Source organism: Hydrogenophaga sp., assembly GCF_036675665.1.
In the GTDB taxonomy this organism is placed as follows: domain Bacteria; phylum Pseudomonadota; class Gammaproteobacteria; order Burkholderiales; family Burkholderiaceae_C; genus Hydrogenophaga.
Genome location: NZ_JAKFEO010000112.1, coordinates 12,966 through 26,834 on the forward strand (window position 1 = coordinate 12,966; position 13,869 = coordinate 26,834).

Sequence of the window (13,869 nt, forward strand, 5' to 3'; positions counted from 1 at the left end):
CCCCGCACCAGCTTCATCAAAAGGGTGGGTCAGCGTTGGGACGGGCGCTTGCGCGTGCTCCCGGTGGTGTCGGCAAACTGATCGCGGCTGGCGTGCAGGTAGGCGCGCACGCGGTCGCGCACCAGCTGTTCGTCGTAACCCTCGTGGGCGCTTTCGCTGTAGACGTCCTGCGCGTAGATCCAGCGGCGCATGGTGATGTAGAAGAAGCCGCCGTGCAGGCCCATGAGCAGCTCCATCTCGCGCTCGCTGGGTTTGGCGCGGCTGACCAGGCCGCGGAAGCGGCGCGTCTCGCGGATCAGGCGCGGGAACAGGCGCGCGCGCAGCATGGCGAAGAAGCGGTCGGTGATGGTGTGGTCGGTCAGGCCCGAGAACACCAGGATGCGCACGAACTCCTTCGAGAGCGTGATCGTCACGTACTCCCAGTAGAAGGCGGTGAGCTTGTCTTCCACCGCCATGTCGGGGTCGTCCAGCAGCGCATCCCATTCGGCGCGCCAGCGGCCTTCGAACACTTCGAGATAGACGCGGTCAACCAGCGCCTGTTTGGTGGGGAAGTAGTGGTAGAGCAGGGCGTGGGTCACGCCGATGCTTTTGGCCAGGTCGCGCAGCTGGCCATTGAATCCGTGCACCGAGAAGAACTGGATCGCGCCGTCGAGGATCTGGCGCTCGCGCTCGACCACGCCCATGCGCCTGCGTGCCGGGGCTTCCGGTGCTGGCTTTTGAGCCTTCCTGGCCTTGTCAGGGTTTGTCTGGATGCGCATGCTATTTACCAACGGGTCAATGATTCGTACCATTGTTAACCGACTGGTAAACAAAAACACCCGTGAAAACCCGAGGATTCAAGGCATGGAATTGACTGGAGACATCCTGATCGGCGCACCCCGCGAGAAGGTCTGGGCCGGGCTCAACGACCCGGAGATCCTGACGCGCTGCATTCCCGGCTGCGAAGCCATGGAAGCCACCAGCCCGACCGAGCGCACCGCCCGCGTGGCCGTGAAGATCGGCCCGGTGCGTGCGCGCTTCGTGGGCCATGTGCGCATGGAAGACATCCGCGCCAACGAAGGCTGCGTGCTGCGCTTTCAGGGTTCGGGCGGCGCGGCCGGCATGGCCAAGGGCCACTCGAACGTTGAACTCACCGACGAGGCCGGTGGCACACGCCTGCGCTACACCGCGCAGGCCGCCATCGGCGGCAAGCTGGGCCAGGTGGGCGGCCGCATGATCGACGCAGCCTCCAAGCAGATGGCCGACCAGTTCTTCACCGCGTTCAACGAACAGATGGTGGGTGTGCCGGTGGTGGAGGCTGTTGAAGCAGCGCCCGCGGAAACCGCGGCAAGCGCCACCGCTGCGCCGCAGCCCGCCTTCGTGCCGCGCACCGTCCACGCACCCCAGCCCGCCGCCAGCGGCGAAGGCGTGCGCGTGCTGTGGTTCGTGCTCGGGTCCCTGTCCACCGGCTTCGGCGTGTGGATCGCTTCGCTGTTGACTGCTTGAGGACCGCCCGATGAAAGCCGCCGCCTTCGACTACGTCAAACCCGCCTCCATCGACCAGGTCATTGCCCTGCTGCAGGAACACGGCGACGACGCCCGCCTGCTCGCCGGCGGCCAGACGCTGATGGCCACCCTGAACATGCGCCTGTCCGAGCCGCAACTGGTGATCGACATCACCGGCATCGAATCCTTGCGCGGCATCAGCGTGCAGGGCCAGGTGCTGCGCATCGGCGCGCTGGCCACGCACACCGACATCGAGTTCAGCCCGCTGGTGGCGCGCCACGCCCCGCTGCTCAAGGCGGCCGCGCCCCACATCGCGCACCGCGCCATCCGCAACAGCGGCACCTGGGGCGGCTCCATCGCCTACGCCGACCCCGCGGCCGAGTGGCCCACCTGCCTGCTGGCGCTGGGCGGCACGGTGGTGGCGCGCGGGCCGCAAGGCGAACGCCGCATCGCGGCCGACGATTTCTTCACCGGGCTCTACAGCACGGCGCTGCGGCCCGACGAGCTGCTGGCCGCCTGCGAGATTCCGCTGGCCGGCGCGGACCACTGGTTCGGCTTCAGCGAGCTGGCGCGCCGCCACGGCGACTACGCCATCGTGGGCCTGGCCGCCACCGCGCGGCGCGAGGGCGCGGCCCTGCACGACCTGCGCATCGTGCTGCTGGGTGTGGACGCCACGCCCGTGCGCGCCCGCCAGACCGAAGCCCTGCTGGAGGGTCGCGCGCTGGACCTGGCCACCGTGACGCAAGCCGTGGCCAGCCTGCGCAGTGAAATCGACCCGCTGCCCGACCTGACCAACACCCCCGACACCAAGCGGCATCTCGCCGGCGTGCTGCTGCACCGCATGTTGCCCACTGTGGCCACTGCCAGCGCCTGAGCCTCCAAGGAACACCATGGCAGACCTGTACCCGATCAAAGTCACCGTCAACGGCAAGCCGCACCAGTGCAGCGTGCAGCCCCGCACCCATCTGGTGGATTTTTTGCGCGAAGACCTCGGCCTCAAAGGCAGCCACCTCGGCTGCGAACACGGCGTGTGCGGCGCCTGCACCGTCGAGCTCAACGGCCAGATCGTGCGCGGCTGCCTCACCCTGGCCGTGCAGGCCGACGGCGCACGCGTGCAGACCATCGAGGGTGTGAGCCAGTCCGGCGTGATCCGCGACCTGCAAGAGGCCTTCGTGCGGCGCAACGCGCTGCAGTGCGGCTTCTGCACCTCGGGCATGTTGATGGCGGCCAAGGAACTGGTGGAGCAGATGCCGGGCGCCAACCGCGCCGAGGTGCGTGAATGGATCTCGGGCAACTACTGCCGCTGCACCGGCTACCAGGCCATCGTGGACGCGATCTGCGACGTGCTGCAACAACGCAAGGAGGCCACCGCATGAAGCGCGATACCGTCAACCTCGAACCCGGCGTGGACCACAGCCGGCCGCTGACCCCGGTCAACGACGACCAACGCTACATCGGTGCTTCGGTGCAGCGCGGCGGCATCGAGCGGCTGACGCAGGGCCTGGGCCAGTACCTGGACGACATCGAGCTGCCCCGCATGGCCCATGTGGTCTATTGGCGCAGCCCCGTGGCGCACATGCGCATCAAGTCGGTCAACGCCGAATTCGCCCGCGCCATGCCCGGCGTGCTGCTGGTGGCCGACGGGCATGACTTGGCCAAGGTCTGCAAGCCCTGGGTGGCCACGCTGGGCCACCTGGCGGGCATGAAGTCCGCACCGCAATACGCGCTGGCGCTGGATCGCGCCTGCTGGCAGGGCGAGCCGGTGGTGGCCGTGGTGGCCGAGACCCGCGCCGAGGCCGAAGACGCGCTGGCCTACATCGAGGTGGACTGGGAAGAGTTGCCCGCGGCCACCGACATGCGCACCGCGCTGGACCCGGCCACGCCGCTGATCCACCCCGAACTGGGCGACAACCTGTGCTTCACCCGCACGCTGGACGTGGGCCAGGTCGACGAGACCTTCGCCAACGCCGACGTGGTGGCCGCGATCGACTTCGAGTTCGGCCGCCACACCGGCGTGACGCTGGAGCCACGCGCGCAGATCGCGCACTGGAGCCCGGCCGACCGGCGCCTGACCGTGCACCACTCGTGCCAGGCGCCGCACATGATGCAGGACCTCTATGGCCGCCAGTTCGACCTGCCGGCCAGCGCGATCCGCGTGGTCTGCAAGGACGTGGGCGGTTCCTTCGGCATCAAGGTGCACGCCTACCCGGACGACTTCGCCACCGTGGCGCTGTCCATCCTGCTGGGCCGCCCGGTGAAGTTCGTGGCCGACCGGCTGGAGAGCTTCACCAGCGACATCCACGCGCGCCACCACCACATCCAGGCGCGCATCGCGGTCAACCGCGACGGCGAGATCCTCGGCTTCGACATGGAGGACCTCACCGGCATCGGCCCGTATTCCATGTTCCCGCGCACCAGCGCGATCGAAGGCAACCAGGTGGTCAACCTGGTGGGCGGCCCCTACAAGCACAAGCACTACCGCGCCAGGCTCGACGTGGTGTTCCAGAACAAGACCCCCACCTGCCAGTACCGCGGCGTGGGCCACCCGATCGCCTGTGCCGTGACCGAGGCGCTGGTGGACCTGGCCGCGCAGAAGATCGGCATGGACCCGCTGACGATCCGCGAACTCAACGTGATCCCCGACGACGCCTACCCCACCGCCGGGGCCTCGGGCATCAAGCTGGAAATCCTCTCGCACCAGGCCAGCCTGAAGAAGCTGCGCGAGCTGATGAACTACGACGCGCTGCGCGCCGAGCAAGCCGCGCTGCGACAGCAGGGCATTCACCGCGGCATCGGCTTTGCCACCGTGATCGAGCTCACCAACCCCAGCGCCGCGTTCTACGGCGTGGGCGGCGCGCGCATCGCCTCGCAGGACGGCGCCACCGTGCGGCTGGACCCCGAAGGCCACATCACCGTGCTCATCGGCGTGGGCGAACAGGGCCAGGGCACGGAGGGCATCTACCAGCAGATCGCGGCCGACGCGGTGGGCGTGGACATCGCCAAGGTGCGCGTGGTCACCGGCGACACCGACGCCACCCCGTATGGCGGTGGCACCTGGGCCTCGCGCGGCGCGGGCATTGGCGGCGAGGCCGTGCTGCTGGCCGGCCAGGCGCTGCGCGAGAACATCGTGAAGGTGGCCGCCGTCATCCTCAAGCGCGACGGCGCCACCCTGGCGGTGCGGCGCGACCGCATCGTCGACGCCGCCACCGGCGAAGCGCTGCTGCCGCTGGCCGAGCTGGGCCGCATCGCCTACTTTCGCTCCGACACGCTCCCCGCCGAGTTCACGCCCGAGCTCATGGTCACGCGGCACTACGCGCAACGCGACTACCCGTTCATCTTCACCAACGGCGTGCAGGCGTCCTGGGTGGAGGTGGACCTCGACACCGGCTTCGTGAAGCTGCTCAGGCACTGGGCGGTGGAAGACTGCGGCCGCGTGCTCAACCCCATGCTGGTGGACGAGCAGATGCGCGGCGCCATCGTGCAGGGCATCGGCGGCGCGCTGCTCGAAGAGTGCCTCTACGACGACAGTGGCCTGATGGTCAACGCCAGCATGGCCGACTACCTCGTGCCCATGTCGGCCGAGATGCCCGACATCGAGGTGGCCCACATCCAGACGCCCACCGCCACCTCGAAGCTGGGCGCCAAGGGTGCGGGCGAGGCCGGCACGGCGGGCGCGCCCGCGGCGGTGATGAACGCCATCAACGACGCCATCGCACCGTTCGATGCCCACGTGTTCTCGCAGCCGATCACACCGCAGAAGGTGTTGCGGGCGCTGGGCAAGGTGCGCTGATTCAGGGGGGCGGCGGTGTCACCGGCCAGGCCTGCATCTTGAAGGCCTCGGCCAGAAAGTCGATCAGCAGGCGCACCTTGGGCGAGACGAACTTGCGCGAGGGGTAGACCGCGTACACGCCGAGTTCCAGCGAACGGAACGTGGGCAGCACCTCGACCAAAGTGCCGGCCCGCAGATCGGGCCCCACCAGAAACGAGGGCTGCAGCACGATCCCCAGGTGGCGCAGCGCGGCCATGCGGCAGGTGTCGCCGTTGTTGCTGCGCAGGCGCGGTGACACCTTCACCGCCACCGGACCGTCGGGTCCGGTGAAGACCCAGTTCTCGCCCATCGAAAACAGGCTGTAGGCCACCACGGCGTGGTGCACCAGCTCCGACGGATGCTGCGGCGTGCCGTGCTGGCGCAGGTAGGTGGGCGAGGCGCACAGCACCAGGCGGGTGCTGGTGAGCTGGCGGCTGATGAGGGTGGAGTCGGGCAGGCGGGCGATGCGCACCGCAAGATCAAAACCTTCGTCCACCAGATCGACCATGCGGTCGGACAGCGTCACGTCCAGCGTGACCTTGGGGTGCATCGCCATGAACTCCACCCACAGCGGCGCCAGGTGCAGCAGGCCGAAGGTGAAAGGCGCGTTGATGCGCAGCAGGCCACTGGCCTCGCCGCTGCGCGAGGTGATCTCGGCCTCGGCCTCGTCCACGGTGGAGAGCACGTCCTTGCAGCGCGCATGAAACACCTCGCCTTCTGCCGTGAGCGAGAGCTTGCGGGTGGTTCGATGCAGCAGCCGCACACCCAGGCGCGCTTCGAGCTCGGCCACGTGGCGCGACACCGCTGCCTTGGACATGGGCAGCGCGTCGGAGGCGCCCACGAAGCTGCCCGCGTCCACCACCGCCGCAAACACCCGCATTTCTTCAAATCGGTCCATCCGGATCCATTTATGTCATTTTTCGGAACAGTCAGTCTCATTGGATCATGTTTATCTTCTGGTGTGGAACTTCTAAAGTCCAGTCATCGATTCACCCTCAACCCCTTTTTCAGGAATTCACCATGAACAACGTCACCACCGCTCCCCCCCTGCAACGCCTGCTGACCACCAGCGCCGGCTGGGCACCGCTGGCCCTGCGCATTCCCATCGGCATCGTCTTTGTGGCGCACGGCGCGCAGAAACTGTTTGGTGCCTTTGGCGGCTACGGCCTGGAAGGCACGGGCCAGTTCATGGACTCGCTGGGCCTGAGCCCGGGCTACCTCATGGCGCTGCTGGCCGGCTCCGCCGAGTTCTTCGGCGGCCTGGCCTTGCTGCTGGGTCTGCTGGTGCGCCCGGCCGCCGCCGTGCTCGCCGTGACCATGCTGGTGGCGATCGCCACCGTGCACCTGGACAAGGGCCTCTTCATGGCCAACAACGGCTACGAGTTCGCGCTGGCCCTGCTCGCCGCCGCCGTTTCGCTGCTCATCAGCGGCGCCGGCAAGGCCTCGGTGGACGCCACGCTGGCCCGCCGCGCCGACTGAGATTCATCCACCACACGGCGCCCGGCGCCGCAGGAGAAACGCATGACCCGCTTGCCCACCGTTTTTGTGTCCCACGGCGCGCCCACCTTCGCGCTGGAGCCCGGCCTGGCCGGGCCGCAACTCAGCGCGCTGGGCCGCGCCTTGCCCCGGCCCCGGGCGGTGCTGATCGTCTCCCCGCACTGGATGACGCAGGGCGCGCGCGTGGGCCTCTCGCAGCAACCCACCACCATCCACGACTTCGGCGGCTTTCCGCAGCCGCTGTACGAACTCAGCTACCCGGCCAACGGCCACCCCGAGCTGGCCCGCCGCACGCTGGCCGTGTTGCAGCAAGCCGGCTGGACCGCGCAGGGCGACGAGCGCCGCGGCCTGGACCACGGCGCCTGGGTGCCGCTGCGCTACCTCTACCCCGACGCGGACGTGCCGGTGTTCCAGGTGTCGCTGCCCGCCACGCTGGACTCCGCCGGCGCTTGGGCATTGGGCCAGGCGCTGGCGCCGCTGGCCGATGAAGGCGTGCTCATCGTCGGCTCGGGCAGCCTCACGCACAACCTCTACGAGTTCCGCGCCGGGCACGGGCATGAAGAGGCCTACGCCACCGAGTTCGTGGCCTGGGTGCGCGAAGCCGTGCGGCAGGGCGATGGTGCGCGCCTGCAGCGCACGCTGGAGATCGCTCCCCACGCGAAGCGCGCCCACCCCACCACCGAGCACTTCCTGCCCCTGCTGGTGGCCGCCGGTGCCGCGGGCGAGTCGGTTCCCGCGCGGGTGATCGACGGTGGCATCACGCACGGCGTGCTGTCGATGGACGCCTTCGTGTTTGGCGAGGTGGCGCAGTGAGCCACGACCGCGTGTTCCTGCGCCTGGGCGCCACGGCCACCTGGCTGGCGCGCGATGGGGATGAGGAACAGGGGAGGTCGCTCGCGCTTGATCTGGGCAGCGCGAGCACGGCGCAGCGCTTCTTTCGCGGTGACCTGCCCACGCCACTCGAACTGGAGCGGGCGATCGATCATGTGGAAGACGAATTGATGCGCGCCACGGCCTGGACGGCCGGGCGCTCCACGCTGGTGACAGACCACCCGCTCGTGCGGGCTTTGGCTCAGGCCGAAGGTCAGGCCGGGGCGGTGCTCACGCGGGACGTGGTGGAGGGCTTGTTCCAGCGCCTGGCCTCGGGCGCGCTGGGCGATCCGTCAGCGCTGCGTGGCCTGCCGGCGGGCAAGGAGGCGGCTGCAAGCCTGCTCATCCTGCGCGAGCTCATGCACCACCTGGGTTTCAGCCAGGTGGAGGTGGCGCCACCGTCTCCTGGCGCTGCACTTCCTTGAGCTTCATGGCGATGTAGGCCGGGCCGTCCATCTCGCGCAGTTGCTCGGCGTAGCGTTCCGTGGCGTCGAACCAGGTCTGCAGGCTCAGCCGTGTGGCGTCGCCACCGGGCTTGTCGTGCGACATCAGGTGCGACTGCAGAGCCAGGTAGTAGCGCAAGGTGTTGCGCTCCACCACGCCGCGCACGCCGTCCACCGTGACCGGCAGGCCCGCGGCCGTCTTGCCCACCACGCTGAAGCCGCGCTTGTCGCGCCCCAGCGTGGCGAGATACGTCTTCATGGCCCAGCGCGCGGCCGTGCCGTAGCCGTAGGAATAGGTCATGCGCAGCAGCGACTGGCCATTGGCGTGCGGCACCGCCTCCACGCTCATGCGGTAGTCGTGTGTGCCCAGCGGACCGGTGGGGGAGCGCAGCACGGCCAGCAGATGGTCGCTGCGATCGGTCACCACACGAAAGCCGAAACGCACCCAGTGCACCTCGGACAGCGGCTGGTCGAACTTGCGGCCCACGCCCGAGACCAGTTCCTCGCCTGCCGCGGTGCGCTGGGCGCGGCAGTACTTCACGTTGATGTGCAGGATCAGCACGTCGCACCACTGCTCCGCCCGGGCCAACTGCTGGCGCACCTGCTCGAAAGGCTCGTCGATCAGCGCATGCACCTCGCCCTGCATGCGGTCGGCCGATTCGGTGGAGCGCAGGTAGATCGACTGGTCCATCAACTGGCCCGTGCCCTTCTCGCGCAAGGCGTTGAACTGCGCATGCAAGGTGTCGGGTGACGGGGTTTGCGCCCAGGCGAATGGCGCCGTCAGGCCGCTGAGCAGCAGCAGGCCGAAGAGCAAGTGGCGAAGTTCTGGCAAGAGGGTTCGGAGAAGGCGGTTGGTGGGTTGCATCGGCCATTGTGGGGCATGGGGGGAAAGGGGCAATGCAATGCTTCAATCCGGCGCCATCGCTTGCGGGGGCAGGGTGTCAGCCTGCGGGCAGGCGCAGTTCGCGCAGGCGGGACTCGATGGTCGCCACGTCCTGACCGGTGAAATCGGCGTCGTGCACCCATTGAAGCCGGGCGGTCACGTTCGGGCTCAGCGCGGCCTTGAGTTCCCCGAGGAAGGGGCTGGAGGCCGTGAGCCACAACGAATCGTATTCACCTGTGCTCAGGCCTTCCTCCAGCCGCTCGGACAGTTCGCGGGCGAACTGGTGCAGCACCTTCTTGCGCGTGCTCGTGTGCGGCTCGAAGTGCGTGGCGGCGCTGCTGTTGTCGCTGCTCTCGTGACCTTGGCGGTCGCGTTCGAGCTCACTGCCTTTGAGGCGACCTTCGGGAAAGTCGATGGTCTCCAGCGGCACCATCGGATCGCTCGCGTCGGTGCGGCTGAAGAGACGGGCCAGGGAGCCGTTGGCGACCAGAATCCATTGCTTCTTCATGGCGGGTCCTTTCAAGGTGTAGGTACCCAATCTAGGACCAGCGGGTGCGCGCAACGTTGAGTTCGATCAACACCCGCGCAAGCGGTGGCGCGACCAACCTGCCCGGTCATTGAGCACGCTCAAGCGCGCCGGTCGCAGCGCCCTGCAGACTGGGGGTTTTGCTGCGCACGACGACGAGGGAGCCCGTGCCGCGAACAGCCCTGGAATCAAGGAGTCGGACATGTACAAGGTGTTGATCGCGATCGACGGTTCGGCACACGCCAACCGCGCCATCGAGGCGGTGGCCGCGCTGCCGCGCGAGCCCGGCGATCTGGAGGTGGTGCTGGTGAATGTGAGCAACCCGATGTACTACGGCGACATCCCGGCCTCGGCGCTGCAGCAGGTCGACGAAGCCCGGCGCCTGCAGCAGGAGCGCGTGCTGGAAGACGCGGCGCAACTGCTGCGCGCCAACGGCCTCACGGTCGGTGCCCGGCATGGCACGAGCGGGCCGGTGGCCGCGGAGATCGTGGAACTGGCGCGTGAGACCGGTGCGCACCTGATCGCGATGGGCACGCGCGGCATGGGTGCGGTGGGGAGCCTGTTCCTGGGCTCGGTGGCCCTGAACGTGGTGCACCAGGCGCCGGTGCCGGTGCTGCTGGTGAAGTGAGGCGATTCGTGAAACGCATCCTCGTGGTCTATTACTCCCGCAACGGTCACACCGAGTTCGTGGCGCGGCAGATTGCGGCGCGTTGCCACGCCGATCTCGAGCGCGTCGAGTACCGCCACCGCCGCCAGGGTGTGATCGGCTATCTGCGCTCGGCGGCGGAGGCGGTCCTGGGGCTGCGCCCGGCCATCGAGCGCATGCAACGCCGCCCGGCCGACTACGACCTCGTGATCGTGGGCACGCCGGTGTGGTGCTGGAACGTGGCCAGTCCCCTGCGAACCTGGCTGCAGCGCCACCACGGTGCCCTGGACAACGTGGCAGTCTTCTGCACCTGCGCTGGCTCCGGCCATGCCAAGGCACTGGATGATCTGGAGGGTTTGTGCGGACACCGGGCGCTGGCGCGGCTGGCCATGACCGAGCGGGCGTTGGGGCAATGCAGGGGCGACCCGGCGTTTCGCCATTTCCTGCTCGAGCTCAAGCGGGTGCGCTCGGCCTCGGAATCGCTGCCCCCCACGCAGGACCGGGCGCCCGCCTGAAACGGCATGAAAACCGCGCTGCTCCTGCTGCTGGGTCTGTGGTTGCCTGGTGTGTTCTGCCAGCCGCTGCCGATCGAGCGCAACGAGCAGGTGGCGGGTTCGTCGGTGCGGACCGAGACCGCGGTGAAGGGCGACTTCACGGCGATGGGGGCGCGCGTGGTGGTGGACCAGCCGGTGTCGGGGGACGCCTTGTTGTTCGGTGGCACGGTCGATGTGCGAGCCCCGGTGGGTGACGACCTGCGCACCGCCGGGGGCGACGTGGTGGTCGAGAGTTCGGTCGGCGGTGACGTGATGGCCGCCGCCGGCAACCTCAAACTCACCAACGGTGCTCAGGTGGCGGGCCGCGCGGAGCTCGCCGGTGGCGAGGTGCTGGTGGATGGCCGGGTGGATGGTTCGCTGACCGTGCGGGCCCGGCGCCTGGTGCTCAACGGGCCGGTGGGCGGCAACGTCGAGGCGTCCGTCGAGACGCTCGAACTCGGACCTCAGGCCCGTGTTGGCGGGGGCCTGCGCCATGCCTCGACCACGTTCACGCGGGACCCGGCCGCCTCGGTGTCCGGCCCGATCGAGCGTGTCGATCGCTTGTTTGACCGTGGCCCGGGCCGCGGCGGTCGACACCCCATGCACGACGACGGGTGGCCAGGCATGGCCGGATGGTGGCTGCTGGTGCCCCTGTCTATGGGCCTGCTCGGCGTGCTGGCTCTGGCGGGCGTCATCCTGTTCGTCTTCTCGCGCTTTGCCGGTCAGGCCGCGCGCCGGATCGAGACCACACCGTGGCACGCCCTGGGCGTGGGCGCCGCTCTGCTGGTGGCCCTGCCGGTGCTGGCGCTGTTGCTGTTCTTCACGCTGCTGGGCATTCCACTGGCTCTGGTGGTCATGGCCCTGTACCCGCCGCTGTTGCTGTTGGGCTGGTTGATCGGCGCGTTGTTCGTCGCGCGCTGGCTGGCTTCCAGCGCTTCGGGGAACCACCCCAACGGCCAGTCCGTGCCGTTCGGCTGGATGGCACTGGCCGTGATCGCGCTGCTGGTGGCGGGGGCGGTGCCCTTGCTGGGACCGCTGCTGGTGACGCTCACCATGGCCGCTGGCCTGGGCGCCTGCGTGCTGGAGTGGCGCCACCGGCTGGCTGGCCGAGCGGAGGGCGCGCCATGAGCAGCGGCGATGCCTCACCCCGGGTGTTGACCATCGAAGGCCCGGGCAGCTGGCGCAGCCGTGCCCTGAATCTGGTGCTGCGCCTGGCCTCGGGCAGCACCCTGAACCCCGACGCCGACTTTGCCGCGCTGCGCGAGCGCTACGAACGCATGGACGCGCGCTGCTTTCCGCTGCACCGCTCGGTGCGCCGCGAGGCGGTGGACTGCGACGGCGTGCCCGCCCACTGGGTGAGCGTGCCCCAGAGCCTGCCCGGGCGCACGCTGTTCTACCTGCACGGTGGATCGTTTGCGTTTCGATTCCCGCACGCCCAGACGGCGTTTGCCGCACGCCTGTGCCGCCAGTTGCGCGCCAGCGCCCTGGTGCCCGACTACCGGCTCGCGCCCGAGCACCCGTTTCCGGCCGCGCCCGACGACTGCGAACGTGCCTGGCGCTGGGCGCTTGCACACGGGTGTCGGCCCGGCAACACCGTTTTTGTGGGGGACTCGGCTGGTGGCACGCTGAGTCTGGTCACGCTCAACCGCAGCCTGCGCAACGGCGAGCCGCTGCCGGCTTGCGCGGTGCTGCTCTCGCCAGCGGTGGACTGCACCCTGGCCAGCCCCAGCCTCACCGACAACCACCGCTTCGATGCCGTGATCAGCATGCCCCGGTTGCTGGCGCTGCGCGAAGGCTATGTGCCCAGCCCCGAGCTGTATCGCCACCCCGATGTGTCACCGTTCTTCGCCGACTTCACCGGTTTCCCGCCGCTGTTCATGCAGGCCGGCAGCACCGAACTGCTGCGCGACGAAGCCCTGCGCGTGGCCGACAAGGCCTGCGCTGCCGGGGTGGATGTGGAAGTGGAGCTGTGGCCCAGCGTGCCGCACGCTTTCCAGCTGGCCGCCTTCCTGCCCGAGGCGGCGCTGGCGATGAAGAGGATCACGGCGTTTGTGGTGGCACGCACGGGCTGGGTACCTTGAGGAACGGGACGCTCAGCAGATCACCAGATCTGTGTGCCCGAAGCCCTTGGTGTAGTCGAGCACGGAGATGACGACCGGCGTCACGCGGAACACGCGGATCTCGTCCGGCGTCGGCATCTTGAAGGGCAGTGCCTGCGCCAGCGCCTGTGGGTACTTCAGCGGCAGCAGTCGCAAGACTTCCTCTGCCTCTGCGCGGTCATGGACCGCCCGGGCATGCGCTGCCATGGACAGGCCTGTGATCATCATCAAGTCCGATGTGTCGTGGTCGATCGTGAGTGAGATCCGATCGTCCTGCGCCAGGTTTTTCGCCTTCTGGCTGTCCAGTCCGCAGAGGAAATACAAGGTCAGGTCTTTGTTCACGTAGCCCACCGTTGTGGCCTGTGGCCAGCCGTCCGGACGCAGCGTGGCCACGGTCATGATCCTGTGCTGGTCCAGCAGCAGGAGGATTTTTTTTCGGATCTCGTTGTCCATGGCTGCGTTGCTCCAGGTTGGCTCAGGCGGCGGGCCAGCCCACGGTCTGTGCCAGCACGATGCGCTGGGTGGGCCGCAGGCCGAGGTCGTGGGCCAGTTGACGGCGGTCCACGAGGCCGCGCACCACGGTAGCCAAGCCTGCGCCGGCACAGTACAGGTACACGTTTTGCGCGATGCAGCCGGCGTCGGCGCCAGCGAGGAAATGGCGCTCTTCGGCCGTCGCGCCATTCATGCAGTCGAAGTTGGCCACGTAGACCAGGTTCACCGGCGCCTCGCCCACGAAGTCCTGCGTCCCGGTGGCAGCGCGCAGGTCTTCGGCCTTCACCAGGTCGAGCCGGTGGTTGTGCGCATCGAAGCGGTAGCTGCCCTGCGCCAGCACCACGAAGACATCGATCTCCTGCCAGTTGCGGGCCGACGGGGCAGTGCGGTGACGGGTGGATGGTCGGTTGATGCCGAACGCGGCCCAGAGCAAGGCCGAGAGTGCCTCTGCCGGTACGGTTTCCGCTGAAAACGCGCGAACCGAGCGCCGCTGGCGCAGTGCCTCGGCCAGCGTGATTTGAGGCGCGACAACGGGCGCTGGCAGCACGAACAGGTCGGACTGCAGGTCGAGTGCGATCTGTCCCATG

The 13,869-nt window shown here is 68.6% G+C and carries 17 protein-coding genes; 11 read left to right on the forward strand and 6 right to left on the reverse strand.

Translation table 11 applies throughout. From position 1 onward, the window contains the following. Positions 1 to 29: 29 nt before the first annotated feature. Positions 30 to 758 carry a TetR/AcrR family transcriptional regulator gene (locus V6M63_RS23255; RefSeq protein WP_332745788.1) on the reverse strand — a complete coding sequence of 243 codons (729 nt, stop codon included), beginning with the start codon at positions 756 to 758 and terminating at the stop codon, positions 30 to 32. Positions 759 to 843: 85 nt separating this feature from the next. Between V6M63_RS23255 and V6M63_RS23260 the strand changes: the two genes are divergently transcribed. The 4 genes from V6M63_RS23260 to V6M63_RS23275 are packed head-to-tail and all read left to right on the forward strand — an operon-like array spanning position 844 to position 5,275. Continuing rightward, entirely contained in the window at positions 844 to 1,485 is a 642-nt protein-coding gene (locus V6M63_RS23260; protein ID WP_332745789.1) for a CoxG family protein, read from the forward strand. A 10-nt stretch (positions 1,486 to 1,495) separates the two neighbouring features. Then, the gene (locus V6M63_RS23265) at positions 1,496 to 2,359 is read left to right on the forward strand and encodes an FAD binding domain-containing protein (protein WP_332745790.1); all 864 of its coding nucleotides are present in this window, start codon (positions 1,496 to 1,498) and stop codon (positions 2,357 to 2,359) included. Positions 2,360 to 2,375: 16 nt separating this feature from the next. Beyond that, positions 2,376 to 2,861 (forward strand): (2Fe-2S)-binding protein, encoded by a 486-nt coding sequence (locus V6M63_RS23270; RefSeq protein WP_332745792.1) that lies wholly within the window; start codon positions 2,376 to 2,378, stop codon positions 2,859 to 2,861. Beyond that, complete coding sequence (locus V6M63_RS23275; RefSeq protein WP_332745794.1) at positions 2,858 to 5,275, forward strand: xanthine dehydrogenase family protein molybdopterin-binding subunit; 2,418 nt, start codon at positions 2,858 to 2,860, stop codon at positions 5,273 to 5,275. The genes V6M63_RS23270 and V6M63_RS23275 overlap by 4 nt, the downstream gene beginning before the upstream one ends. 1 nt (position 5,276) lies before the next feature. Here V6M63_RS23275 and V6M63_RS23280 read toward each other — a convergent pair whose 3' ends face one another. Continuing rightward, a complete protein-coding gene (locus tag V6M63_RS23280) occupies positions 5,277 to 6,191 on the reverse strand; it encodes a LysR family transcriptional regulator (protein ID WP_332745796.1) in 915 nt (304 codons plus the stop codon). 122 nt (positions 6,192 to 6,313) lie between these two features. Between V6M63_RS23280 and V6M63_RS23285 the strand changes: the two genes are divergently transcribed. Genes V6M63_RS23285 through V6M63_RS23295 form a run of 3 tightly spaced genes read left to right on the forward strand, consistent with a single transcriptional unit; the run spans position 6,314 to position 8,085 of the window. Continuing rightward, positions 6,314 to 6,772 (forward strand): DoxX family protein, encoded by a 459-nt coding sequence (locus tag V6M63_RS23285; RefSeq protein ID WP_332745797.1) that lies wholly within the window; start codon positions 6,314 to 6,316, stop codon positions 6,770 to 6,772. 42 nt (positions 6,773 to 6,814) lie between these two features. Further along, a complete protein-coding gene (locus tag V6M63_RS23290; RefSeq protein WP_332745798.1) occupies positions 6,815 to 7,603 on the forward strand; it encodes a dioxygenase family protein in 789 nt (262 codons plus the stop codon). Next, positions 7,600 to 8,085 (forward strand): hypothetical protein, encoded by a 486-nt coding sequence (locus tag V6M63_RS23295; RefSeq protein ID WP_332745800.1) that lies wholly within the window; start codon positions 7,600 to 7,602, stop codon positions 8,083 to 8,085. The genes V6M63_RS23290 and V6M63_RS23295 overlap by 4 nt, the downstream gene beginning before the upstream one ends. On the opposite strand, the gene V6M63_RS23300 is transcribed toward V6M63_RS23295, so the two are convergent. After that, positions 8,036 to 8,968 (reverse strand): hypothetical protein, encoded by a 933-nt coding sequence (locus tag V6M63_RS23300; RefSeq protein ID WP_332745802.1) that lies wholly within the window; start codon positions 8,966 to 8,968, stop codon positions 8,036 to 8,038. The genes V6M63_RS23295 and V6M63_RS23300 overlap by 50 nt on opposite strands. Before the next feature lie 76 nt (positions 8,969 to 9,044). Further along, entirely contained in the window at positions 9,045 to 9,494 is a 450-nt protein-coding gene (locus V6M63_RS23305) for a host attachment protein (RefSeq protein ID WP_332745803.1), read from the reverse strand. 220 nt (positions 9,495 to 9,714) lie between these two features. On the opposite strand from V6M63_RS23305, the gene V6M63_RS23310 reads away from it, so the two are divergent. Genes V6M63_RS23310 through V6M63_RS23325 form a run of 4 tightly spaced genes read left to right on the forward strand, consistent with a single transcriptional unit; the run spans position 9,715 to position 12,772 of the window. Then, positions 9,715 to 10,140: a universal stress protein gene (locus tag V6M63_RS23310; RefSeq protein WP_332745805.1), complete on the forward strand. Its 426-nt coding sequence runs from the start codon at positions 9,715 to 9,717 to the stop codon at positions 10,138 to 10,140. An 8-nt stretch (positions 10,141 to 10,148) separates the two neighbouring features. Beyond that, the gene (locus V6M63_RS23315; protein ID WP_332745807.1) at positions 10,149 to 10,673 is read left to right on the forward strand and encodes a flavodoxin family protein; all 525 of its coding nucleotides are present in this window, start codon (positions 10,149 to 10,151) and stop codon (positions 10,671 to 10,673) included. A gap of 6 nt (positions 10,674 to 10,679) precedes the next feature. Then, a complete protein-coding gene (locus V6M63_RS23320) occupies positions 10,680 to 11,819 on the forward strand; it encodes a polymer-forming cytoskeletal protein (protein ID WP_332745809.1) in 1,140 nt (379 codons plus the stop codon). Beyond that, positions 11,816 to 12,772 (forward strand): alpha/beta hydrolase, encoded by a 957-nt coding sequence (locus V6M63_RS23325; RefSeq protein WP_332745811.1) that lies wholly within the window; start codon positions 11,816 to 11,818, stop codon positions 12,770 to 12,772. The genes V6M63_RS23320 and V6M63_RS23325 overlap by 4 nt, the downstream gene beginning before the upstream one ends. A 12-nt stretch (positions 12,773 to 12,784) precedes the next feature. Here the strand turns inward: V6M63_RS23325 and V6M63_RS23330 are convergent, their stop codons facing one another. Next, complete coding sequence (locus V6M63_RS23330) at positions 12,785 to 13,243, reverse strand: pyridoxamine 5'-phosphate oxidase family protein (protein ID WP_332745812.1); 459 nt, start codon at positions 13,241 to 13,243, stop codon at positions 12,785 to 12,787. A 22-nt stretch (positions 13,244 to 13,265) separates the two neighbouring features. Next, on the reverse strand, positions 13,266 to 13,868 hold the full coding sequence (locus V6M63_RS23335) for a nitroreductase family protein (RefSeq protein ID WP_332745814.1): 603 nt from the start codon (positions 13,866 to 13,868) through the stop codon (positions 13,266 to 13,268). Position 13,869: the final 1 nt, after the last annotated feature.

Coding starts and splice junctions, on each gene's coding strand:
- V6M63_RS23255 (WP_332745788.1), bottom strand. CDS start 758: ATGCGCATCCAGACAAACCCTGACAAGGCCAGGAAGGCTCAAAAGCCA.
- V6M63_RS23260 (WP_332745789.1), top strand. CDS start 844: ATGGAATTGACTGGAGACATCCTGATCGGCGCACCCCGCGAGAAGGTC.
- V6M63_RS23265 (WP_332745790.1), top strand. CDS start 1,496: ATGAAAGCCGCCGCCTTCGACTACGTCAAACCCGCCTCCATCGACCAG.
- V6M63_RS23270 (WP_332745792.1), top strand. CDS start 2,376: ATGGCAGACCTGTACCCGATCAAAGTCACCGTCAACGGCAAGCCGCAC.
- V6M63_RS23275 (WP_332745794.1), top strand. CDS start 2,858: ATGAAGCGCGATACCGTCAACCTCGAACCCGGCGTGGACCACAGCCGG.
- V6M63_RS23280 (WP_332745796.1), bottom strand. CDS start 6,191: ATGGACCGATTTGAAGAAATGCGGGTGTTTGCGGCGGTGGTGGACGCG.
- V6M63_RS23285 (WP_332745797.1), top strand. CDS start 6,314: ATGAACAACGTCACCACCGCTCCCCCCCTGCAACGCCTGCTGACCACC.
- V6M63_RS23290 (WP_332745798.1), top strand. CDS start 6,815: ATGACCCGCTTGCCCACCGTTTTTGTGTCCCACGGCGCGCCCACCTTC.
- V6M63_RS23300 (WP_332745802.1), bottom strand. CDS start 8,968: ATGCAACCCACCAACCGCCTTCTCCGAACCCTCTTGCCAGAACTTCGC.
- V6M63_RS23305 (WP_332745803.1), bottom strand. CDS start 9,494: ATGAAGAAGCAATGGATTCTGGTCGCCAACGGCTCCCTGGCCCGTCTC.
- V6M63_RS23310 (WP_332745805.1), top strand. CDS start 9,715: ATGTACAAGGTGTTGATCGCGATCGACGGTTCGGCACACGCCAACCGC.
- V6M63_RS23320 (WP_332745809.1), top strand. CDS start 10,680: ATGAAAACCGCGCTGCTCCTGCTGCTGGGTCTGTGGTTGCCTGGTGTG.
- V6M63_RS23325 (WP_332745811.1), top strand. CDS start 11,816: ATGAGCAGCGGCGATGCCTCACCCCGGGTGTTGACCATCGAAGGCCCG.
- V6M63_RS23330 (WP_332745812.1), bottom strand. CDS start 13,243: ATGGACAACGAGATCCGAAAAAAAATCCTCCTGCTGCTGGACCAGCAC.
- V6M63_RS23335 (WP_332745814.1), bottom strand. CDS start 13,868: ATGGGACAGATCGCACTCGACCTGCAGTCCGACCTGTTCGTGCTGCCA.